Source organism: Paenibacillus sp. J31R109, from assembly GCF_059692055.1.
In genome coordinates this window covers 533,756-557,022 of the sequence record NZ_JCAUAR010000001.1, presented here as the reverse complement: position 1 = coordinate 557,022, position 23,267 = coordinate 533,756, and the positions used below count along the sequence as shown (strand labels likewise).

The 23,267-nt window shown below is 48.7% G+C and carries 21 protein-coding genes; 2 read left to right on the top strand and 19 right to left on the bottom strand.

Annotated elements, in window-relative coordinates:
* Positions 1-5 precede the first annotated feature (5 nt).
* The 13 genes from rlmN to AC58QT_RS02390 form a co-directional block, all read right to left on the bottom strand.
* Positions 6-1,076, bottom strand: a complete 1,071-nt coding sequence (rlmN, locus tag AC58QT_RS02450) for a dual-specificity RNA methyltransferase RlmN (protein ID WP_497407547.1) — start codon at positions 1,074-1,076, stop codon at positions 6-8.
* 78 nt (positions 1,077-1,154) lie between these two features.
* A complete protein-coding gene (rsmB, locus tag AC58QT_RS02445; protein WP_497407546.1) occupies positions 1,155-2,627 on the bottom strand; it encodes a 16S rRNA (cytosine(967)-C(5))-methyltransferase RsmB in 1,473 nt (490 codons plus the stop codon).
* A gap of 264 nt (positions 2,628-2,891) precedes the next feature.
* Positions 2,892-3,839 carry a methionyl-tRNA formyltransferase gene (gene fmt, locus AC58QT_RS02440; protein ID WP_497407545.1) on the bottom strand — a complete coding sequence of 316 codons (948 nt, stop codon included), beginning with the start codon at positions 3,837-3,839 and terminating at the stop codon, positions 2,892-2,894.
* Positions 3,836-4,321, bottom strand: coding sequence for a peptide deformylase (gene def / locus AC58QT_RS02435; RefSeq protein ID WP_310227275.1), 486 nt, complete (start codon positions 4,319-4,321; stop codon positions 3,836-3,838). The genes fmt and def overlap by 4 nt, the downstream gene beginning before the upstream one ends.
* Positions 4,322-4,362: 41 nt before the next feature.
* Positions 4,363-6,876, bottom strand: a complete 2,514-nt coding sequence (priA, locus tag AC58QT_RS02430; RefSeq protein ID WP_497407544.1) for a primosomal protein N' — start codon at positions 6,874-6,876, stop codon at positions 4,363-4,365.
* Positions 6,876-8,099 carry a bifunctional phosphopantothenoylcysteine decarboxylase/phosphopantothenate--cysteine ligase CoaBC gene (gene coaBC, locus AC58QT_RS02425; protein WP_497407543.1) on the bottom strand — a complete coding sequence of 408 codons (1,224 nt, stop codon included), beginning with the start codon at positions 8,097-8,099 and terminating at the stop codon, positions 6,876-6,878. The genes priA and coaBC overlap by 1 nt, the downstream gene beginning before the upstream one ends.
* A gap of 68 nt (positions 8,100-8,167) precedes the next feature.
* Positions 8,168-8,395, bottom strand: coding sequence for a DNA-directed RNA polymerase subunit omega (rpoZ, locus tag AC58QT_RS02420; protein ID WP_497407542.1), 228 nt, complete (start codon positions 8,393-8,395; stop codon positions 8,168-8,170).
* Positions 8,396-9,034, bottom strand: coding sequence for a guanylate kinase (gene gmk, locus AC58QT_RS02415; RefSeq protein ID WP_310227269.1), 639 nt, complete (start codon positions 9,032-9,034; stop codon positions 8,396-8,398). It lies immediately after the preceding gene.
* Entirely contained in the window at positions 9,024-9,284 is a 261-nt protein-coding gene (gene remA / locus AC58QT_RS02410) for an extracellular matrix/biofilm regulator RemA (RefSeq protein ID WP_009672664.1), read from the bottom strand. The genes gmk and remA overlap by 11 nt, the downstream gene beginning before the upstream one ends.
* A gap of 34 nt (positions 9,285-9,318) precedes the next feature.
* Positions 9,319-10,203: a YicC/YloC family endoribonuclease gene (locus AC58QT_RS02405; protein WP_497407541.1), complete on the bottom strand. Its 885-nt coding sequence runs from the start codon at positions 10,201-10,203 to the stop codon at positions 9,319-9,321.
* 29 nt (positions 10,204-10,232) lie between these two features.
* Positions 10,233-12,107: a bifunctional homocysteine S-methyltransferase/methylenetetrahydrofolate reductase gene (locus AC58QT_RS02400; protein WP_497407540.1), complete on the bottom strand. Its 1,875-nt coding sequence runs from the start codon at positions 12,105-12,107 to the stop codon at positions 10,233-10,235.
* Between the two features lie 43 nt (positions 12,108-12,150).
* On the bottom strand, positions 12,151-12,981 hold the full coding sequence (gene dapF, locus AC58QT_RS02395) for a diaminopimelate epimerase (protein WP_497286499.1): 831 nt from the start codon (positions 12,979-12,981) through the stop codon (positions 12,151-12,153).
* A 154-nt stretch (positions 12,982-13,135) separates the two neighbouring features.
* A complete protein-coding gene (locus tag AC58QT_RS02390; protein WP_497407539.1) occupies positions 13,136-15,949 on the bottom strand; it encodes a calcium-translocating P-type ATPase, SERCA-type in 2,814 nt (937 codons plus the stop codon).
* A 227-nt stretch (positions 15,950-16,176) separates the two neighbouring features.
* On the opposite strand from AC58QT_RS02390, the gene AC58QT_RS02385 reads away from it, so the two are divergent.
* Positions 16,177-17,931 carry an Rqc2 family fibronectin-binding protein gene (locus tag AC58QT_RS02385; RefSeq protein WP_497407538.1) on the top strand — a complete coding sequence of 585 codons (1,755 nt, stop codon included), beginning with the start codon at positions 16,177-16,179 and terminating at the stop codon, positions 17,929-17,931.
* 65 nt (positions 17,932-17,996) lie between these two features.
* Here the strand turns inward: AC58QT_RS02385 and galU are convergent, their stop codons facing one another.
* From galU to AC58QT_RS02360, 5 genes are all read right to left on the bottom strand, one after another.
* Positions 17,997-18,872: a UTP--glucose-1-phosphate uridylyltransferase GalU gene (gene galU, locus AC58QT_RS02380; RefSeq protein ID WP_497407537.1), complete on the bottom strand. Its 876-nt coding sequence runs from the start codon at positions 18,870-18,872 to the stop codon at positions 17,997-17,999.
* Entirely contained in the window at positions 18,869-19,726 is an 858-nt protein-coding gene (locus AC58QT_RS02375; RefSeq protein WP_497407536.1) for a PHP domain-containing protein, read from the bottom strand. The genes galU and AC58QT_RS02375 overlap by 4 nt, the downstream gene beginning before the upstream one ends.
* 14 nt (positions 19,727-19,740) lie before the next feature.
* The gene (locus AC58QT_RS02370) at positions 19,741-20,652 is read right to left on the bottom strand and encodes a selenium metabolism-associated LysR family transcriptional regulator (protein ID WP_497407535.1); all 912 of its coding nucleotides are present in this window, start codon (positions 20,650-20,652) and stop codon (positions 19,741-19,743) included.
* A 108-nt stretch (positions 20,653-20,760) separates the two neighbouring features.
* Positions 20,761-21,198: a hypothetical protein gene (locus AC58QT_RS02365; RefSeq protein WP_056612399.1), complete on the bottom strand. Its 438-nt coding sequence runs from the start codon at positions 21,196-21,198 to the stop codon at positions 20,761-20,763.
* Positions 21,199-21,467: 269 nt separating this feature from the next.
* On the bottom strand, positions 21,468-21,731 hold the full coding sequence (locus tag AC58QT_RS02360) for a YlbG family protein (RefSeq protein ID WP_056612401.1): 264 nt from the start codon (positions 21,729-21,731) through the stop codon (positions 21,468-21,470).
* A 47-nt stretch (positions 21,732-21,778) separates the two neighbouring features.
* Between AC58QT_RS02360 and AC58QT_RS02355 the strand changes: the two genes are divergently transcribed.
* Positions 21,779-22,783 (top strand): asparaginase, encoded by a 1,005-nt coding sequence (locus tag AC58QT_RS02355; protein WP_497407534.1) that lies wholly within the window; start codon positions 21,779-21,781, stop codon positions 22,781-22,783.
* A gap of 7 nt (positions 22,784-22,790) precedes the next feature.
* Here AC58QT_RS02355 and AC58QT_RS02350 read toward each other — a convergent pair whose 3' ends face one another.
* Entirely contained in the window at positions 22,791-23,240 is a 450-nt protein-coding gene (locus tag AC58QT_RS02350) for a YlbF/YmcA family competence regulator (protein WP_497407533.1), read from the bottom strand.
* Positions 23,241-23,267: the final 27 nt, after the last annotated feature.

Here is a 23,267-nt window from a genome sequence, read left to right as displayed (position 1 = left end):
TCACCTCATTTAGTGCTCTCCATATGCTTAGCTCGCAATTGTCCGCAGGCAGCCGCAATATCACTACCTTGTTCACGGCGTATGGTGGCATTAATTTTGCCCTTCTCGAGAATACGTTGGAAGGTAAAAATATCATCTCTCGGTGTACGCTTGAAATCACGTTCAGCCACAAAGTTGACAGGAATCAGATTCACGTGGCTAAGCGGCATATCTTTGAGAATAAGCGCCAGCTCTTCCGCATGCTCAGGCTGGTCATTCACTTCCCCCATAAGGGCATATTCAAACGTAATCCGTCTGCCTGTTTTGGCAATGTAATACTTGCAAGCTTCAACGAGATCCACAAAAGGAAATCTGCGGTTAACCGGCATCAGCTTCGATCTTAGTTCATCATTCGGTGCATGGATCGAAATGGCCAAATTCACCTGCAAATTCTCGTCAGCGAACCTGTAAATATTCGGCACGATTCCGCTTGTGGAAACCGTGATATGACGCTGGCCGATGTTAAGTCCCTTCGGATGTATCATGACACGCAGGAAGTTCATCGTGGCTTCATAGTTCTCAAACGGCTCGCCGATGCCCATGATGACAATGGAAGAAATCCGTTCCCCTGTTTCATCGAGCAATTTCTGAGCTTTGACGACCTGAGCGACGATCTCACCTGGTCGCAAATCACGTTTCAAACCGCCTAAAGTAGAGGCGCAAAACGTACAACCAACGCGACAACCGACTTGTGTCGTCACGCAGATGCTGTTGCCATAGTTATGCTTCATGACAACCGTTTCAATGGCGTTCTTATCTTCAAGCTCGAACAAAAACTTGACCGTGCCGTCTTGAGATTGATATTTCGTAATCTCCGATAGGGTCACGAAGTCAAAATTTGCCTTCAACTTGTCGCGAAGCGTCTTCGGCAGATTCGACATCTCATCGAAGCTGAACACGCGTTTAATATATAACCAGTCAAAAATTTGACCGGCACGGAACGAGGACTCGCCGTTTTCTTTTACCCAGCTTTGCCATTCATCCCAATTCAAATCATATACAAATGGTTTCTCTTTCACGTACGGCTTCAAATTCACATTTATCACAACCTGTTGTTATTTCGTCTATTTAAAGTATTTTAACACAAAGCAGAAACGAACACACGTCCCTGTCCGTTACACGTCACGTTTACGCAGTCGAGCGATAAAAAAACCGTCCGAATGGAACTGCTGCGGCAAAATTTGCACCATGCCAGACGCAGCCATCTTCGGGTCAATCTCCGTGAAAACTTCCGCTGGCAGCGGAGCTAACTCGAACTCGCTATGCTCGGCAAGAAAGCGCTCGACCATGCCTTCATTCTCAGCCTGTTCAATCGTGCACGTGCTATACACAAGCACGCCGCCTGGTTTAAGCAAGCGATGTACACGACTTAGAATCGCATATTGCGTTTCACAGATCGCCTCGATCTCCGTCTCCTGCTTTGCCCACTTGAGGTCTGGCTTGCGGCGTATAACCCCAAGGCCAGAGCAAGGTGCATCCAGGAGTATGCGGTCGAAGGACTCCGCCGCAAAATGCTCGTCCAGCTTCGCAGCATCCATCACGAGCGTCTGAATCGACGATAGTCCCAGACGCTCCGCTTGATCTGCGATTAATTTTTGCTTGTGCTCATGCAGATCACAAGCCCAAATCTGACCCACATCGTCCATCTTCTCGGCGATGTGGGCGGTCTTGCCGCCAGGGGCGGCGCAGCAGTCCAGCACCTTCATGCCTGGACGCGGGTCAAGAGCCTCGGCGACGAGCATCGAGCTCTCGTCTTGAATCGAGAAGTCCCCTTGCTGGAAGCCGGGGACTAACGCCATGTTCCCGGCCCCCTGCACAAGAATGCCGGCCGGGGCCAGCTCTGACGCTTCCGCGCTGAGGCCGCTAGCTTGGAGCTGCTCCAGCAGCTCCAAGCGGCTGCGCCGCCTCGCGTTCGCGCGAATGCTCACGTGCGGCGGCTCGTTGTTCGCCGCACAGATCTGTTCCGTCAGCTCCGGGCCGAGCTGACGAATCCACCGGCGCACGAGCCATTCCGGATGGGAATGGCTCAGTGCGATGCGCTTCACGTCGCCGAGCGCAGCCGGCAGCGTGAGCTCGTCCTTGCTGCGGATGATCGCCCGCAGCACGCCGTTGACCATGCCCGAGATGCCCTGGTGGCCTCGGCGCTTCGCGATATTGACCGCTTCGCTCACGACCGCATGGTCAGGGATGCGGTCCAAGTACTGCAGCTGATAGAAGCTCAGCCGCAGCAAGCACCTTACCCAGGGCTCCAGCTTCGCGAGCCCTTTGCTGACGAATCGCTCTAAGAAGAAGTCGATCGTATTCTGACGCCCGATCGTGCCATACACGAGCTCGGTAGCAAGACCCGCATCAGCCCGCTCCAGCGCATGCTTTTGCAGAACTTGATTAAGCAGCAGATTACTATAAGACTGATTCTCTTCAACTCGAATAAGTACGTCCAGTGCCGCATCACGGGCAGAACGCTTAACAGCGCTGCTCTTCGCAGCGCCCGAGGATGATTTTGGCGCAGAGGGCTTGCGCGCGCCCTGCGAATTCGTTGCGTTTTGTGGACGACTTGGTTTGTTTGTAGACAAAATCAAATACCTCATTTTTTTCGTGACTTTACAACTTGTATGGCATCTATAATCAGTTCACAAAATAACGTGATGAAAACACCTTATTTACTCGTTTGGTAGAGAATGCGTAAGAATAACGTGATCGCATAGCGTAATTTCAACTTAATCAGCCCGATTCCGCTCATTTTGACCGAAATAACGTTATTTCATAACGCTATATTTACTTAGAACATGCATATAGAGCTAATAGCGTTATCGCAGCCCCTTATTTGAAATCAAATGTGACCGAACACTACTTTACGCGTTCCCCAGTACGGTACCCACAGGAATTTGCGCTCCGCGAATGAATTCCGATACAGGCATCGCCTTTTTGCCAGCAGGTTGAATCTCCGTTAGCCACAATGTGCCTGCTCCCGTCATGACCTCAATCCCTTGCTCGCTGCAGCTAAGCACGGTTCCTGGCGCTGCGCCAGACTGCTCCTTGCCTGTTTGCGTCGGCTTCAAGCTCGCCCATACCTTCAACACTTCCCCATTCCAATAGGTATACGCACCAGGAAAAGGGTTTAAACCTCTAATATGATTCCACAGCTCCGTTGCTGAACGTGACCAGTCCAGAAGTTCATCTTCCCTGCGAATATTAGGGGAATAGATCGCATCAGCCTCATTCTGAGGAACAGCTTCGATCCGACCGGCCAGTAAATCTGGCAGCGTCCGCTTTAGCAAATCAGCCCCAGCTATACTCAGTTTGTCAAACAACATCCCTGTCGTATCCGTATCCTCAATCGGAAGTTCAACACGAGAGATCATATCTCCCGTATCCAATCCAACCGCCATATACATGATGGTAACGCCTGTTTCGGCCTCACCTCGCATCACAGCATGATGAATCGGCGCTCCTCCCCGATATTTCGGAAGCAGCGATGCATGAATATTAATGCAGCCATACTTAGGCAAATCTAATACCGATTTCGGTAAAATTTGACCATAAGCCGCTGTTACGATTAAATCTGGCGCAAGCTGGCGAAGCTGCTCTACGGAATCCGCCTCACGCAGCTTCACGGGTTGAAGAACCGGGATGCCATGCTTCTCGGCCTCTACCTTCACTGGTGTAGGCGTAAGGACGCGTTTGCGTCCTTTCGGCCGATCCGGCTGCGTGACAACAGTTGTCACGTTATAGCCTTCCTCCAAGAGTACACGCAAGGAGGGAACTGCGAAATCCGGCGTACCCATGAAAATAATATTCACGCTTCTTCTTCCTCTTCTTCATCAGCTGTATACGTTTTGACCGCAAGATCCGTAAACAATACGCCATTTAAGTGATCAATCTCATGGAAAATACAACGAGCTAGCAGCTCTGTGCCCGTAACTTCAATCGGATTGCCATGACGATCTTGCCCTTTCGCCGTTACGTTCAACGCACGAAGCACATCGCCACGAAGACCAGGAATACTCAAACAGCCTTCTGGCCCCATTTGCTCACCGCTGGATACGACGATCTCTGGGTTCACCATTTCGATCAAACCGCCATGCTCTTCGCCGCAATCCATGACGATTACACGCTTCAGAATACCGATCTGTGGAGCAGCAAGACCAACGCCTTCCGCTTCATACATCGTATCTGCCATATCATCAAGCAATTTATGCAGATTGGAATTAAATTTCGTAACTGTGATCGCTTTCTCGCGCAGCACAGGATCTGGATCTTTAACAATAATACGAATAGCCATGAATGTGCACCTACCTTTAAGTCGTCTCGATTAGGGGGTTCTTACATCAAATATTGCGGGTCAACATCCACGCTTATTAGCAGCTTTTCTTTGGCTGAGCGCTCCTCAAACCAAGCTACTGTCTTCCCAACGATTTCTGCAGCTCTATCTTCCCCACGATATTTTACCACGCATTGGAATCGATATCTATCTTTGATTCGGGAAATAGGCGAGGCCACAGGTCCTAACACGTCAAAATGAAAAGATGAATCCATCGTTACCGCATCCGCAAACAAGTCTACCTGCTGCCTCGTATACGGAAGAGCGATCTCTTTCAACCGTGTAACAAAGGCTTCCGCCATGCGCACCAAGAGGGGGACTTGTTCGTGTGAGAACGTAATTAAAATCAGTCTTTGATAAGGCGGATACCCCAAATTTGCCCGAATATCCATTTCATGATTGGCAAAAGCGATATAGTCATGATGACTTGCATATTGCACACTGTAATGGTCAGGAGTGTACGTTTGCACAAACACTTCCCCTTGCTTCTCATGCCGTCCCGCTCGACCTGCAACTTGTGTTAACAGCTGGAACGTCCTCTCAGCGGAGCGAAAATCAGGTATATTCAGCACGGTATCCGCCGCGATAACCCCAACTAAGGTAACATCGGGGAAATCCAACCCTTTTGCCACCATCTGCGTCCCCAAAAGAACATCCGCCTGTTTCTCACGAAACATCGTCAATAATTTCTCATGCGAGCCCTTTTCAGTCGTCGTATCCACATCCATGCGAATGACCCTAATACCAGGAAATATCTTGCTCAGTTCTTCCTCGACACGCTGCGTCCCGGTCCCAAAATGGCGAATATGCTCGGACTGACAACTCGGACACTCCTTCACTTCACGCTCTGCATAACCGCAATAATGACAACGCAGCGCATGTGAGCTTTGGTGATACGTTAATGAAATGTCGCAATGCGGACACTGCGAAACGAAACCGCACGTTCGGCACATCACAAATGTCGCATACCCGCGTCGATTCAGCAGCAATACCGTCTGTTCTTTCTTGTGTAACCGTTCTTCGATCGCTTTATACAAAGATCTGCTAAACATTGACCGATTGCCGGTTTTCAGCTCCTCCCGCATATCCACAATCGTCACAGGCGGCATAGGTCTGCTCGCAACACGCTCTTTCATGGTCAGCAATGTAAAAGGAGGTTTAGGGCGATCTCTCCGGCGTCTCGTTTTCTCTATACTCTCCAGAGATGGTGTAGCGGAGCCAAGTACCACAACCGCATCTTGCTGCTTCGCCCTTTGAACAGCCACATCACGGGTATGATATTTGGGACTCTCTTCTTGTTTATACGAGGATTCATGCTCTTCATCTATAATAATTAAGCCAATATTCGTAAAAGGAGCAAAAATCGCCGAGCGTGCGCCGATGACGACTTTCACCTGCTTGCGGGTAATTTTACGCCACTCATCATATCGCTCGCCGTTCGATAAGCGGCTATGCAGAACAGCAACAAGGTCGCCGAATCTCCCTTTAAAACGCTCGACCATCTGTGGCGTCAATGAAATTTCCGGCACAAGAACAATCGCTTCCTTATCCATATCCAAGCATTGCTGGATGGATTGTAAGTATACCTCTGTCTTGCCGCTTCCCGTCACCCCGTGGAGCAGAAACACTTCATGGCGATCTTCTGCCACCGCATCGCGGATAGGCGCAAACACGCCGCTCTGCTCCTCTGTCAGGGTGAGCGGCTTCGTCCTTGTGAAAGCGCGCCCGCTGTACGGGTCGCGCATCACTTCCACTTCGCGCAGCTCGATCCAGCCGCGATCCGCCAAACTTTTGACCGTGCTCGCTCCGACCTCAATCGTTTCCATCAGCTCCGTCAAGCGAATAGCGTGCGGGTGTTCGATCAAATATCGCAGTACATCCTTCTGCTTGTTCGCTCTGGCCGGAAGTTCGGCAAGCGCCTCTTCCAAGCCACGACCACCTGCAGGTGGAAATACGGTTAGCGCCTTTTTGGCATTCATCCTGTCCTTCACTAGCTGAACTTCCGTAAGCCTGCCCGATGACAACAGTTCTTTGATCAGAGCGCCTTCCTTTGAAAACCGCTCCAACAACACGTCCATGGAAACCGATTCCTTACTCTTCACAAAGCTAATAATAGCTTCAATATCCGGCATATCGAGAAGAGATTGATCCTCAGATTCATCCCCTACGATAATGACACGTTCATATTTCGCTTTAAGTGCCGCAGGAAGCATAGCCTGCAGAGCCGTTACTTCATGACACATATACATGCGACTGATCCAACGTCCAAGACTGACAAGTTCACTTGTCAGAGGTGGAACCAGATCCAATACATTTTGAATCGGCTTGATGCGCTTTGCGTCTACTTCCGTTTCCTCTTGCAGTTCGACCACAAACCCTTGCAGAACGCGTGGTCCAAAAGGTACACCTACTCGGCTGCCGACTTCGACCCACTTACGCAGAGTTGGCGGCACTTCATAGTCGAACGCCCGATTCGTTTGCTTAGCTGGGACATCGACAATGACTTTGGCGTACATCAGGATTCCCCCGCAGTCGCAGCCATTCGTTCTGCAGCAAGCTCAAGCAGTTTACGTGCAACATCCCATTTGCTTTGAATCGGAAGCGCTTGTACCAGCCCATTCTGATCGTAGAAGCGAACGACATTCGTATCCCCGCCAAAGCCTGCGCCTTCTTGAGACACATCGTTACCTACGATAAGGTCACAATTTTTGCGCTTCAGCTTGTCCATCGCATGCTCATCCAAGCGTTCTGTTTCCGCAGCAAACCCAATGACGAACTGTTTCGCTGTTTTCAGTGTACCAATTTCCTGCAAAATATCCGGATTCTTCACCAGCTCCAGCGTGAAAGAATCTGCCTTCTTTTTGATTTTCTGCTCGGCAACCACTGCCGGACGATAATCGGCTACAGCCGCTGCTTTAATAATGAGCTGGCTTTCCCCCAGCCTGCTTAACACTGCTTCGCGCATATCCAGCGCAGACTGCACAGGAACAAGCTGAACACCTTCAGGTACGGCTAGGGCCGACGGCCCTGACACTAGGGTTACTTTTGCCCCCATGCGTACCGCTTCTTCCGCAATGGCATAGCCCATTTTGCCTGAAGAATCATTAGTCAAATAACGAACCGGATCCAGACGTTCGACCGTGCCTCCGGCCGTCACTAGGACGCGTTTGCCCGTTAAGAGCCCCGCCTCCCCTTGAAAATGACGCTCAACCGCTGCAAAAATCTCTTCCGGCTCAGCAAGACGCCCTTTGCCCACATACCCACAGGCAAGCTGCCCCTCGCCAGGCTCGATAAAACGAACACCGCGGCGACGCAACGTCTCCATGTTCGTCTGTACAGCTGGATTCGCGTACATATGCACATTCATCGCCGGCGCCACCCAGATCGGTGCCATAGTCGCAAGCAATGTCGTGCTTAGCATGTCATCACCCAGCCCTAAGGCGAGCTTGCCGATCGTATTGGCCGTAGCTGGCGCGATCAGCACGAGATCTGCGCTGTCCGCCAAATTAATATGAGACACAACTGAAGGATCCTTCTCATCGAAGGTATCGACAAACACATGATGCCGCGACAGGGTTTGAAACGTTAACGGCGCAACGAATTGCACCGCGGAGCGTGTCATAATAACCCTCACAACAGCCCCAGCTTGTGTTAATTTACTCGTTAATGCCGCGGCCTTATACGCCGCAATGCCTCCACAGACACCGAGTACAATCGTTTTACCCTGCAAAACACCCATGGGAATCCCCTTTCGAAATACCAAATGAGAAAAAAATAACAACCACAAGGGTTGTTGGGTAAGGCGGTTTATTTCTTCGCGTATTTCTCGTTCTCGTTTGTGTTGATTTTCTCATAACCGATGTAATTACCGTAAAGCTCTTCTAACGCTAGACCAACATGTTTGTGAGCCTTCTGACCTTTTAAATCGGATTTTGCACCATCACGCAGGGATCTAGCTCTTTTGGAAGCAGCTACAACCAGGGAGTACTTGCTGTCCACGATATCAAGCAGTTTATCAATTGAAGGGTATAACATTCAATTCACCTCATCCATCCATTGTACGATTTTGGGAAACATACGATCTTTTTTGCAATGTTCAGCCGATAAAATGGCTTGAATCTTAGCACACGCGGTATCCACATGATCATTCACAATGGCATAATCATAGTGTTCCATTAAACGAATCTCATCGATGGCCACTGACATCCGGCTGCGAATGACTTCGTCCGTTTCCGTGCCTCGTGTAACGATACGATTCTCTAGCTCATCCAGAGAAGGCGGCAGCAAGAAAATAAAAACACCTTCGTCAAACTTCTGTTTGACCTGAAGTGCACCCTGCACCTCAATCTCCAAAATAACATCGTGACCTGAACGCAGTGTTTCTTCAACAAAACGTCTTGGCGTTCCGTAGAAGTTCCCTACATATTCAGCCCATTCCAGCACTTCATCGGTTTCAATCAACTGCTGAAACTGCTCACGCGTTTTGAAAAAATAGTTAACGCCATCTACTTCACCTTGTCTAGGAGAACGTGTCGTAGCTGATACCGAATAGACAATATCCGGAGCAACTTTACGCAGCGCCGCACAAACGGTGCCCTTGCCGACACCAGAAGGGCCGGATAAAACAATCAGAATACCTCTCTCACGCTCAAGAGTGTTCGTATTACTCGTCATGATCATCGTCCTTATTCGAAAGTCTATGCGCTACCGTCTCTGGTTGTACTGCCGACAAAATCACATGATCGCTGTCCGTGATAATAACGGCACGGGTTCTTCTACCATATGTAGCGTCAATCAGCATGTGACGATCACGCGCTTCTTGAATGATTCTCTTGATCGGAGCTGATTCTGGACTCACGATCGAGATAATGCGGTTCGCCGATACGATGTTGCCGAACCCAATATTGATTAATTTGATAGCCATCTAGGACTTCCTCCTCGCGAAGCGCATGCAAGCTTCACTCGATATTCTGTATTTGTTCCCGCATTTTCTCAAGCTCTGCTTTCATCGCAATCACTCTCGCCGTAGGCTCGGAATGATTGGACTTGGATCCAATCGTGTTCACTTCTCGATTCATTTCTTGAATCAAGAAGTCCAGCTTTCGGCCCACAGGCTCTTTGTCTACCAGCAATGATTCACATTGCCCGAAATGACTCTTCAGACGAGTTAATTCCTCATCCACGTTAGAACGATCTGCGAAGAGCGCAATCTCAGTCGCTAAGCGCTGCTCATCCACAGGTATTCCATCGAGAACGAGGGTTTGAATACGAATGGTCATCTTCGTCGCATACTCCTGAACCACTTGAGGAGCTAACGTTTCTAATTCCAGATGAATTCGCTTCATCTCGGCTAGCCGTTCACGAATATCCTGCTCTAAGTTTTCACCTTCGCGGTGTCTCATCACAGATAACTGCGTGACAGCCTCCTGCAAACAGGCGCATAGCTCCTGTTCGATCTCGTCATCAAGCTCTTGACGTACATCTTTCATTTGAATCAGCTCAGGAAGTCTCAATAAATCAATGAGTTCTACCTGACCCGTAATCCCATACCGCTGCTTCAACTGCTCGGCCGCTTCCAGATAAGCATCTGCCAAAGCATAATTAACCGTTACGTTCTTCGGGGAAGCCGCTTCACGTTCTGCTGTGATAAAAACGTCTACACGTCCTCGCTTCACAGCATGCAATACCGTTTTCTTCAAAGCGTCCTCAAAAGCTGCCCATTCCTTAGGCAAACGAATAGACACTTCACTATACCTATGATTGACCGATTTCACATCGATAAACACGTTGTATCCCGCAAAAGAACGATTCGCTTGTCCGAACCCGGTCATACTGCAAATCATTCTAATCACATCCATTACCCTATTTTAATTCATTTTGAAAGTGGGTACAAGTGGAAATCATGCCTTTTCGACTTTTCCCACACGTAGTTCGTCAGATCTACGCACATTTCATAGGCCAGAAAAGGAGTCATCAGATAAATACCATTAAAGTATTGCATCGCCGTATCCAGCAATTCTTTAGCAATTTCAACACCCATGGCACGACCTTCTGGACCTTTCAAGCCATCCATCCGTGCTCTAACCTCGTCCGATAACCGAATACCTGGAACCTCATTGTGCAGATACTCGGCATTGCCACCACTAGCAAGCGGGGCGATACCGATGAAAATAGGAATCTGCAAATGCTTGGTCGCTTCATAAATATCTGCAATGAGCTTCGCATCGTACACGGGCTGCGTCATGATATAATCTGCGCCTGCCTCAATCTTGCGCTCCAAGCGCTGAACGGCTTTATCCAAATGCTTCACATTCGGGTTGAATGCCGCACCAACGACGAAGTTAGCCTTCTGCTTCAACGGTTTACCGGAGAAGGCTATGCCTTCGTTGAGCTGTTTGATCATTCGAATAATTTCGAATGAAGTCAGATCGTACACAGAGCTGGACCCCGGGAGATCGCCAAACTTGGCGGGATCGCCGGTCACGGCCAGCACGTGGTCTATGCCCAGCGCGTGCAAGCCCATGAGATGGGACTGTGTCCCAATCATGTTGCGATCCCGACACGCGATGTGAATGAGCGGACGCGCGCCCAAACGCTCCTGCACGAGGTAGCCGAGGGCCAGGTTGCTCATGCGCGTCACGGCAAGGGAATTGTCGGCCATCGTAATGGCGTCGACATGCGCATCTTGCAGGGCTTTCGACCCCTGCATGAACTTCTCAATGTCGAGATCCTTCGGAGGATCGAGCTCGACAATGACGGTTTTGCGCTGCTTCACGATGTCCAGCAGCGAAGGGATGCCTGCCGGCGGCGCAGGCTTCGCCGGTGCCGGCTCGAGCACAATCGCCGCAGCTCCCGAAGGGATTGTGCCAGGCGCAGCCGGCACGTAGCCCTGCAGCGCCTTCGCCACAGCAGCGATGTGCTCCGGCGTTGTGCCGCAGCAGCCGCCAATGATGCGCGCGCCTAGATCAGCGAAGCGCAACGCGCTTTCGGCGAAGTACTTCGGCGTCGCTGCATACGTATAATGCCCGTCTACATAGTCGGGCAAACCTGCGTTTGGAAACGCCGAGAATGGAATGCCAGGAATCGGCGCGATTTTCTCCATCGAGCGGAGAATTCCGTTCGGACCGACGCGGCAGTTAAAGCCAATCACGTCAGCCCCTTCATCACGCAGCCGCAGGAAAGCTTCTTGCAACGGTACGCCGTCTTGCGTACTGCCTGTACCTTCATTCGCAAACTGGCAGATCACAGGAAGTCCGCTCATACTGCGGATAATCCGCAAGGCTAGCTGCAACTCTTCTAAATCATAAAAGGTCTCCAGCAATAACCCATCCACGGGTGAGTCTAACAAAATGCTGATTTGCTCTCGAAGCGACTCCTCCACGTCGGAAGTCCGTACGTTTTTGCGCTTGCCAGCACGAATAGAGCCGATAGCCCCCACGACATAAGCGTCGTCACCTACCGCATTCCGAGCCAATTCAACACCAGCACGGTTGATGGCTTCAACGTCGCCTTCCAACCCATATTTCGACAATTTCTCCCGATTCGCCGAAAACGTATTCGTTTCAATAAGACGAGCACCTGCCTCGAAATAACGGCGGTGCACGTCAGCGACCGTTTCAGGTCTAAGCAAATTCAATTCTTCATATGAAATGCCGACGGGAAATCCCATCTGATATAAGTATGTCCCCATTGCGCCGTCACCGGTCAAAATCTCCCGTTGCAGCGCGGTACGAAGATCCAATTTCATGCGTCATTTCCCCTATCTATCCGACATGTAAAAGCCTATATTCTTATAGTTTGCCTGCAAATACTTCTTCTGCAGGTCCCGTCATATAGACGTGATTATCCGCTTCCAGCCACTCGATGAACAAGTCTCCACCTTTAAGTGAAACCGTCGCCTCACGATCCGACAAACCATTCAGCACTGAGGAAACTAGCGTAGCACACGCGCCCGTTCCGCAAGCTAGCGTTGGCCCAGCGCCTCGCTCCCAAACCCGCATATCCGTATAAGCACGGTCACGAACGGTCGCGAATTCGACATTTATTTTACGCGGAAACATCGGATGTGCTTCAAGCTTCGGCCCCCATGTAGCGAGGTCAAAATTCACTGCATCCTCAACATAAATGACGCAATGCGGGTTCCCCATGGACACTGCCGTGAAACGAAACGATCTGCCATCTACTTCAATCGGGTAATCGATCACCGCGTTGGCATCTACCGTCGTTGGCACTTGAAGTCCTTGAAGAATGGGCTCTCCCATGTCCACACGAGCGGTCACAACTTTACCATCTTGCACGTGCACTTGAACTTTCTGTACACCAGCACCAATGGTTTCAATCGTAATTTCTGTTGCATCAATCAACTTATGGTCGTACACATATTTGGAAACACAGCGGATCGCGTTGCCACATTGTTCGGCTTCTGACCCATCTGAGTTAATAATGCGCATTTGAAAATCTGCTTTTTCGGAAGGAAGAATAAAGACGACGCCGTCAGCACCGATGCTAAAAAATCGATTACACAGCTGAATAGCCAGCTGGTCAGCCCCGGCAGGCAGCTCTTTCTCTCCGGCTACGACGATAAAGTCATTGCCAAGTCCATGCATTTTCGTAAAATTCATGTCAAGCACCCCTATGTGCGGTTTAGCCATTATCATAGCGTAAAATCGCTGGTATGCATAGCCCTACCCCCTCAAAGCACGGTCATAGTCGCGAAATCGCCACATCTTGCATTACAAGAAAAAAGCCGCCTCACGGCAGCTTCTTTCACTTTCCTTATCTAAAACTCGGCTTCGAAGATTTACTGTACACAGAAGCGCTTGAACCTCTCGATCCTCTGGAGCCTTTGTTGCGTTTTGGCGACAATACACTGCCCAAGCCCATAAAGAACGTCGGTATACCCGCTGCGATAAGAACGAGAATCCAGTCCTTCCAGCCCAGTGGAACGGTTTTGAAGATCGGTTGCAACGCATCCACATACATAACGCCGAGCATAAGAATGAGCGATGATAATACAGCAAGCACTAAGTACTTATTTTGCAGCGGATTGCGGTGGAAAATGGAACGTGAGCTGCGACAATCAAACACATGGATGAGCTGCGCCATAACTAGGGTAGCAAACGCGACGCTTTGCGCTTTCAATAACGTATCTGCATCGGATGGATTCACACGTAAGATGAGCCAGAAGGCACCTAGTGTACAAACCCCAATGAGTATACCTCGGGAAATAATTTTCCAGCCTAAGCGTCTTGCAAAAATACTTTCCTTCGCTGAACGCGGCTTATGCTGCATTAAGTCTTTCTCTGCCTGATCTACACCAAGCGCCATGGCAGGCAGACCATCGGTGACCAAGTTTACCCACAAAATCTGAATGGGCACGAGCGGGAGCGGAAGTCCCGCCATCATGGCGATAAACATCGTCATAATCTCCCCTACGTTGGATGCCAGCAAATAACGAATGAATTTACGGATATTTTCATAAATACTGCGTCCCTCTTCAATCGCTGCAACGATGGTTGAGAAATTATCATCGCTAAGAATTAAAGATGAGGCCTCTTTCGATACATCCGTGCCCGTAATCCCCATTGCAATCCCGATATCCGCTGCTTTAATCGCTGGTGCATCGTTGACCCCATCACCTGTCATAGCAACAACGTGCCCATTACGTTGCAACGATTTAACGATTCTAAGCTTATGCTCTGGGGATACCCTCGCATAGACGTAAGTATCGTTGACTTTGGCATCGAGTTCATCATCCGAAAGCTGGCCGATCTGCTGACCGCTCATGCTTACACCGTTGCTTGGAATCATACCCAACTGCTTCGCAATAGCTTCAGCTGTTGTTTGATGATCACCTGTAATCATAACCGTCTTAATGCCAGCTTTACGGCATTTGGAGATCGCATCACGCACTTCCTTACGCGGAGGATCAATCATACCGGTTAAACCTACGAAGACTAAGCCATTTTCGACATCCTCATGATCCTCAAACCGATCACTCGCTTTAAGTTCTTTATAAGCAATACCCAACACACGCAGTGCTGATTTGGCCATGCCTTCGTTCGCTGAGATGACCTTTTGCTTCAAGGTAGAGGTGAATGGTATGACTTTGCCCTCCCACAGAATGTAGCTGCAATGCTGCAGCAATACATCCGGTGCCCCTTTCGTACAAGCCATACGGCCATTTTCAGAGGACACGAGAACGGACATCCGTTTACGCTCCGAGTCGAAAGGGAATTCAGCAATTCTTTTATATTTTTCACGGAGCGAACCTTGGGTAATTCCGCTCTTGGCACTCAGAACGACTAATGCTCCTTCGGTTGGATCCCCTTTGATATTCCAAATGGAAGTAGAACCCTCTGCGCCCTCTTTCCCTTTTTTTCGCTTCGTTTCCTGCTTCTCTTCAATTAAGGTTGCGTTATTACAAAGAGCTGACACATGAAGTAGCTTCGAGAGGGAAGGATGCTTATGCACATCGGTATGCTGGCCACTTAACAGAATGTTGCCAACCGGCGCATAACCGTCTCCCGTTACCTCTAGCACATCACCGCCGACCCACAAATGAGTGACTGTCATTTTGTTCTGCGTTAGCGTTCCTGTTTTATCTGAGCATATGACGGAAGCACAACCTAATGTTTCAACGGAAGGGAGCTTTCTAACGATAGCTTTGCGCTTAATCATTCGTTGTACACCTAGAGCCAATGCAATCGTTACAATCGCAGGGAGCCCCTCAGGGATAGCCGCAACGGCTAAGCTGACGCCAGCCAAGAACATGGCATATGGTGGTTGTCCATGCATAATACCTGCTACTACAACAAGAATAGTCAACGCAATAGCGACGATAATTAAAATTTTACCCAGCTGTTCTAAACGGTGCTGCAGAGGCGTTTCCATGGATTCGGTATTTTGAATCAGGTCAGCAATTTTCCCCATTTCCGTGCCCATCCCGATTCGAACAACAACTGCTTTCGCTGTGCCACGAGAAACCATCGTCCCCATGAAGCCCAGATTACGCTGATCCCCCAGCGGTACTTCATCATGAGGAATAGAAGCAATCGTTTTACTAACAGCAATGGACTCCCCGGTTAAGGCCGACTCCTCGATATAGACACCATTGGTCTCTAGAAAACGCACATCCGCCGGGACTCTGTCTCCGCTCTCAAGGAATACAATATCACCAGGAACCAGATCACGAGCAGGAATTTGATGTACAGCCCCTTCTCTCCAAACATTCGCATTAGGTGCAGACAGCTCTTTCAGTGCACGAAGTGAGCGTTCCGCTCGAAATTCTTGGGTAAAACCCAGAATCCCATTCATCACAATAATGACGACAATCGTAATCGCATCTAAATATTCACCTAGCAAGCCGGATATTAGAGTCGCCCCCAATAGGACCAGCACCATGAAATCTTTAAATTGATTTAAGAGCAGTGTAATTGGTGATACACGCTGCCCCTCTGAGAGCTCGTTTCGCCCTACCTCAGCCTGACGCTTCCAAGCTTCTTCCCAGGGCAATCCTTGCTGTATATCCACCTGCTGCAATTGCAAGACATCCTCCGAGTTCAACTGGTACCACTTATTCTGACTCATCCGCCCTTCTCCCTCCCACATCCACTTGATCTTGTCTCACGCTTATACGTATTTGTATTCAGACAAGCAGGAAAATATCCCTGAAATCATCTTTCCTTCCCAGAGCCCCTTAAGTTTTTGTGAAAAGTATGGCATCATAGAGATTAGCAACGTTGTCAGCCAACGAACTGGTTGCGAAATACAGTCGCGAAAGACAACTAGCCCCAAAGAATGGAGTTGTATGCATCATGGCTTTAGACGGACTCGTCCTTCATGCAATTGTTCACGAGCTTCAAATGTATGTAGGAGGCCGAATTAATAAAATTCATCAACCGAGCGAAAATGATATTGTCCTGCAAATTCGCACCCAACGGCAGAACGTGAAACTGCTGCTTTCTGCTAACCCTACCTATCCACGCGTTCAAACAACAGAGCAAATATCTATAAATCCAATGGATGCCCCCATGTTCTGCATGCTTCTTCGCAAATATTGCGAGAGCGGGGTCATTGAAGCCGTAGAGCAGATTGGCATGGAACGGGTCATTCGTTTCCAAATTCGTCATCGTGACGAACTAGGTGATGTCTCCCTCAAGCATATTATTGTGGAAATCATGGGGCGCCATAGCAATATTATCCTCCTCGACCCTGAAACAGACACGATACTCGATGGTATTCATCATGTTACACCAGCTATTAGCTCTTATCGTGTTGTCATGCCAGGCAGCAAGTATGTGGCACCGCCGGAGCAGGACAAGCACAATCCACTAGAAGTGGATGCTGAAGCTTTTGAACAATCGCTAGCAAACACGCAATCGCACGAGGAAGATGCAGCGCCAATCCAACCCGAGCAGCAATTGGTTGCTGCATTCAGCGGGCTTAGCCCCTTGATTGCCAAAGAAATTGTGTACCGCAGCAAGCAACGAAACGTGACAGCTGAAACATCCGCACTATGGCAATCATTCAGCGAAATCATGACGGCCACACGCGAGAATCGTTACGAACCGGTTATTGTGGAACAAGCATCGAACGGCAAGCTGAGCTTTGCGATGACGCCGCTCACGCATATCGTAGGTACCACGAAATCCTATCCAACGCCAAGTGCGTGTTTGGAACAATTTTATGGCGACAAGGCCGAACGAGATACAGTTAAACAGCGTGTATCCGACCTATTGAAGTTTTTACAGAATGAAGTCAATAAAAATGTAAAAAAACTGGAAAAGCTCCAAGATACGATTGAAGACTCCAAAGATGCGGATAAATTCCGAATCCTAGGCGAGCTATTAACCGCTTCGCTTCATACGATTAAGAAGGGTGACAAGTCCGTCCAAGCCATCAATTACTATGAGGAAGATCAGGCGATGATCACCATCACCCTAGACCCCCTCCTTGGACCTGCGGAGAACGCACAGCGCTATTTTAAAAAATATACGAAATTGAAAAACAGCACGGCTATCGTAGAGGAACAAATCACTCAAACGCATCAAGAAATTACTTACCTCACCACGCTGCTCCAACAATTGGGTGTCGCCTCATTGCCGGATATAGAAGAAATTCGCGATGAACTTATGGAGCAAGGCTATGTGCGTGACCGCAATAAGAAGCAGCGTAAGAAAAAGAAAAAAGATAAACCCGCTTTAGCCTGCTACGAATCGAGCGAGGGCGTGCCTATCTATGTGGGGAAAAACAATACGCAGAACGAATATCTGACGAACCGCCTGGCATCATCCATGGATACCTGGCTGCACACAAAGGATATACCTGGCTCCCACGTCGTCATACGCGGCGAATTCAGCGACACCACCTTGCTTGAAGCAGCGCAGCTAGCTGCCTACTTCAGTCAAGCCAAAAATTCCAGTCAAGTTCCTGTGGATTACACAACGATTAAGCATGTTCATAAACCAAACGGCTCGAAGCCCGGCTTTGTCATTTATGTGAATCAAAAAACGCTGTATGTAACACCGGAAGAAGAAGAGATCAAGCAATTGAAAGTGACAATTAAATAGACATGCCAAAAAACCTATCGGGATTCTACATCTCGATAGGTTTTCATGTCATGTAGAGGCTGAAACTACTCCCATTGCTTAACTAATGCAAGTAGATAGGCCCTAACTTGCTCTTGCAGATCGGGACGCTGTAAGGCGAGCTCAATCGTCGCTTCAATATACCCCAGCTTGTCCCCCACATCATACCGCTTCGCTTGCATGAGATATGCAGCCATCTGCTGCTCTTTATTCAATACGCGCAAAGCGTCTGTTAATTGAATTTCACCGCCGCGGCCTGGCTCTTGCTTCTCCAGTATGCCGAAAATTTCAGGCATAATGATATAACGACCGATTACCGCTAAATTCGATGGTGCTTGATCACGATCAGGTTTCTCTACCAGATCCTCAATCAAGCGATAATGTGCACGGCTCGACGCGGGAGAAATAATGCCGTACTTGCTAACATCCGCCCAAGGTACTTCTTGAACCGCAATGACGGAGGTTTCTGTTTGCTCATAAATATCCATCATCTGTTTAAGACCTGGCGGAGAAGATTGAAGAATATCATCCCCCAGCAGAACAGCGAACGGCTCATCTCCGATAAATTTGCGCGCACAAAGAATAGCATGGCCTAAGCCAAGCGGCTGTTTCTGACGGATATAGTGTACATCCGCAAGATTGGATACCGACTTCACAATCTCCAGCAGTTGGGTGCTTCCCTTTTCTTCAAGCATCATCTCTAACTCGACCGACTTGTCAAAATGATCTTCAATTGCACGCTTGTTACGCCCGGTGACAATGATAATATCCTCAATACCGGAATCAATCGCTTCTTCGACAATATATTGAATCGCTGGTTTATCCACAATAGGCAGCATTTCCTTGGGCTGCGCTTTGGTTGCAGGCAAGAAGCGAGTCCCTAATCCTGCCGCCGGTATAATAGCTTTGCGAATTTTCTTCATGCACGTTCCCCCTTCAAAGATTGTAAACGCTCCACGACATCCATGCCAATGCGTTTAGAACCGATTGCTGCATGGAACGCAACACCGCCGCGTACACCATGAAAATCAGATCCCGCGGTCATCAACAGCCCCTTACGCTCAGCAAGGATCTTATATCTTTCCTCATCTACAGGTGAATGATCAGCATGATACACTTCAATGCCGTCTATACCTTGCGTAGTAATGGCCTCAACCAGAGCATCATCCTGATAGAGACCTGGGTGTGCAAGCACCGCAGAGCCGCCAGCCTCGTGAATCCAAGTAATCGCCGTTGCAGGTTCTATTCGAGGTGGATTAGCGTACGCAGCAGCCCCTGTAGCCAAATAGCGATCGAAAGCTTCCGTAATCGTACTTACATAGCCTTTATTCAAAAGGACAGCAGCAATATGTGGCCGCCCTACCGTGTCCCCTTTGCGTTTTACATTTGCTACTTCTTTCAGGACTTCATCCATCGTAATTTCAATGCCCAATTCCTGTAACCGCGCAATAATCATCTCGTTACGAATATCTCTCGTATCCCGTAGAGAGGACAATCTCTGTAAAAATCGTTCATCCTCAATGTTCATGTAGTAACCGAGAATGTGAATATCTTGGCCATTCGCAACCGTTGAGATTTCAACGCCAGGGACTACGACAATGCCCAGTTCTAAACCTGCCTCTAGCGCTTCCGCAACCCCCGAAATGGTGTCATGATCGGTAATCGCAATTGCACTTAGACCTGCGTCTATAGCCATTTGAACGTTCGCTCTTGGCGATTGCGTCCCATCTGAAGCCGTTGTATGTGAGTGTAAGTCTGCTTCCCTTCGATTCTCCATGATATCCCCCACTGTTATAGAAACCGACTTAAATCTTCTTGTCGCAAAAAGGTCATGAAGCTTACTGCTGAAATTGGCAGCAAGGTCGAGTTTAGATAGATCGCATAAAAGCTGCGCTCAAATGTAATATTCTCGATTTTCTTCACCTTAAAGAGTCCTAGCGTTACCTCATGCTTGACCGAAGATTGCGATAAAATAGATATACCCAACCCCGCTTCAACAGCGGATTTAATTGCTCCCGTGCTTCCTAGTTCCATGACAATCTTCATCGTGGAACAATCCATGTTGCATCGCGCAAACTCTTCCTCCATAACCCTTCTCGTACCAGAGCCTTGTTCACGCAAAACAAAAGGATACTTCAACAACTCCTCCAGGGTAACCAACGGGGCATCCGCCAGCGGATGGTCCGAAGGAACGATGAGACGCAGTTCGTCGCTTAGAATCGGTTCTGTATGGACATCTGGATGATGGATTGGTGCCTCAACAAGACCGAAATTGAGTTGGTGACTAAGCACCTCATCCAGGATCTGCGCTGTGTTCATCACTTTCATCGAGACGGAAATGTTCGGATAGTCCTTGCTGAAGGGGCCTAGGAGGCGAGGCAGTATATATTCCCCCATCGTCAAACTAGCACCTAATTGAAGCCGTCCTTCAATCATCATTGTAAACTTGGACATGGCAACGTCCGTGTCACGAATCAGCTCAATGCTATTTTTGGCGAAAGGCAGCAGTGCTCGTCCCGCCTCGGATAATTCAATCTTCTTCGTGCTGCGATGAAAGAGCTTTACGCCGAAGTAATCTTCAAGAGATTGTACCTGCATGGTTACTGCAGGCTGGGTCATATGTAACGCACCGGCTGCATGTGAGAAACTGCCTTTTTCCGCTACGGTATAGAAAATATGTAATTGATGAAAGTTAAGTGCCATGGAATACCGCCTCTCTTAGCTCCATTATATGAAATCGAACCCGTGCAGTCCATCAAGAACGCCAAAAAAGAGTATGTCCACCTAGACATACTCTGATGAATTCCATGATTAGCGACGTTTGCGGCTATTCTTAATCAATGTCATACGACGAGAGTGCCTCAACCAGGAATAGTATGATTTTAAATCACGCAGCTCCATGGTCTCTGACATTTTTCCTAGAAAGGTAACGATAATCATTTTGTGTAAGGGATTGCCAACAAGATCTGTCTCGTGCTCCAGATGTGAGAATTCGGCCACAACTACTAAATCATCATCAATCAGATATACGTCTTCTTCATTCCGATAATAAGGCACCATGCTATCATTTTTAAGCTTCTCCCAAAGAAAAGCGCAAATTTCCTCTAGTGAATTGTTATCGCTTGAAATGCGATCACTCCATCTTAGCTTAGCATGATTCGTGATCACGATATCCGCTACTTTCTTATCGCCCAGCTGTACGAAGAATGGTTCGTAAGTACTCCATCGCCCCATCACCTTATCTTTCATGATCACATCCCCTTTCCTAATTCAAATGGGACCCAATACCTACTCCCAGAAGCTTTGTAAGTTATATTTTACTACATTATAACTTTTTTTCCCATGGAAGAATATATAAAATTATTAATAAGTATTTATGAAGTCAGCAAACTATGCCTAATTTTCGGAAAATTGAGAAAACTTACTGAGATGACACACCAACTTGAATGGCAAGGGTTTCAAATAACCAAAAAAAAAGAAAAAAGCTTCTCGCGAAGCTTTCATTTTGCACTGCAGCCTCAAAGCGTGTAAAATCTAGTTTTGTCAGGCACGTCACTACTATATTCCGTTTTAATTTCATTACGGTATGATTTCTCTACCTTCTTCACGTAAGGCAGCTTGAGCAGGCTGCGTGTGGTTTCTTCCAATTTGCTCGCATGTATATAAAGAACTGCATAATTCATTTTCTTGGATATGTAATGAAGGGAACCGAACCGCTCCAAATTTCTGGCGGCTTTAATATCGTTCACCCAAATGATTAATCCGCTTCGCTCAATCATCATGATTGCAACCTCTTTTCAATAATCCTAGTATGGAGTGATCTCACAACATGAAGCCATCAGACACTATTGTCCGCGTGTCTCGCGGACATATAACGGAAAGCATACATCGCATCCACCTCGCTGTCGTGGACACCCAAGGAACGCTCCTGCACGGTGCAGGCGATCCACAGCTACTCACCTTCGCCCGTTCAACGGCGAAGCTCATTCAAGCGCTGCCGGTCATAGAATCCGGCGCTGCTGATCATTTCGGCCTGACTGAAGCCGAAATTGCCCTTATCTGTGCTTCCCACAATGGGGAAGCCGAGCACGTGAGCACGGCCCGAGGCATACTGGGCAAGCTCGGGTATCACGCTAAGCACCTGCAATGCGGTGCGCACGAGCCGTACCACGCAGCAACTGCACAGGCGATGCGCGAACGGGGAGAATCCCCGTCAACCTTGCATAACAATTGCTCGGGCAAACATTCGGGTATGCTATCCCTTAACAGCCATCTGGGTGCTTCACCAGATACGTACATGAGTCCAGAGCATCCTGTTCAAGTCCTCATGTTAGATGCTGTGAGCGCCATGTCAGATGTGCCGAAGGAGCAGATCGAACTAGGTATTGACGGCTGCGGCGTCCCCGTGTTCGGCATGCCGATCAACCGTCTCGCCCTTGCTTTTGCCCGTTTGGGCAGCCCTGAAGGGCTATCTGAGGGGCGTGCAAACGCTTGCCAGAGAATTGTCGAGGCTGTGCGAAAATATCCTCAATTCCTCGCAGGAAGCGACCGCTTCGATACGCGATTAATCGAGGTAACCAAAGGACGAATCATTGGTAAAATGGGCGCCGAAGGCATCTTCGCTCTCTCCATACCTGAGCTGGCAATCGGCTTCGTCTTAAAAGTGGAAGACGGAAATATTCGTGCTCTGTATCCCGCGGTCATCGAAGCGCTGAAGCAGCTTCACTATCTCTCCGAAGCCGAAGTCAGCGAGCTCGCGACATTCCATACGCCTGCTGTCCACAATTGGCAAGGAACCGAGGTCGGACGCATCCGACCTGATTTCCGCCTGTAGATGAGTGTTAACCGCAATTCCCGCTGCAGCTTCCACCGGAGCTGCAGCCTTTTCCCGTTGGCAGCGGGTTGTTACTCGGAACTTTAATCGAATCCGATACAGCATGAGCGATCGTCGTGGAAACTGTAAACAACAAGTCGTCCAAACGATCTTCAGCTTCTTTATATTTACGGACAGCTTCCACGGCATGCAGCTTCTCCTGTACGTCATTCACAGCAGCTAATGCTTCGTGATAACTTGGGTGGTAATGACCAAAACGCTCGCATTCCTCAAAAGCATCTTTCTTTCTAGCAAAAACAGCTTGCAAATCTTTAACTTCCTTGCTGTTCTCAACGGCGGTCTTCCAATATAAATAATCTGCAACTTCCGCAGAAGAATTAATCATATCCCCCATATCGTAGGCCTGCATAAGGATAGCCGACATATCGAGTGTTTCTGTTTCCATTGTTTGTAACATTACGACAACCCCATCCTTCCTCGCGAA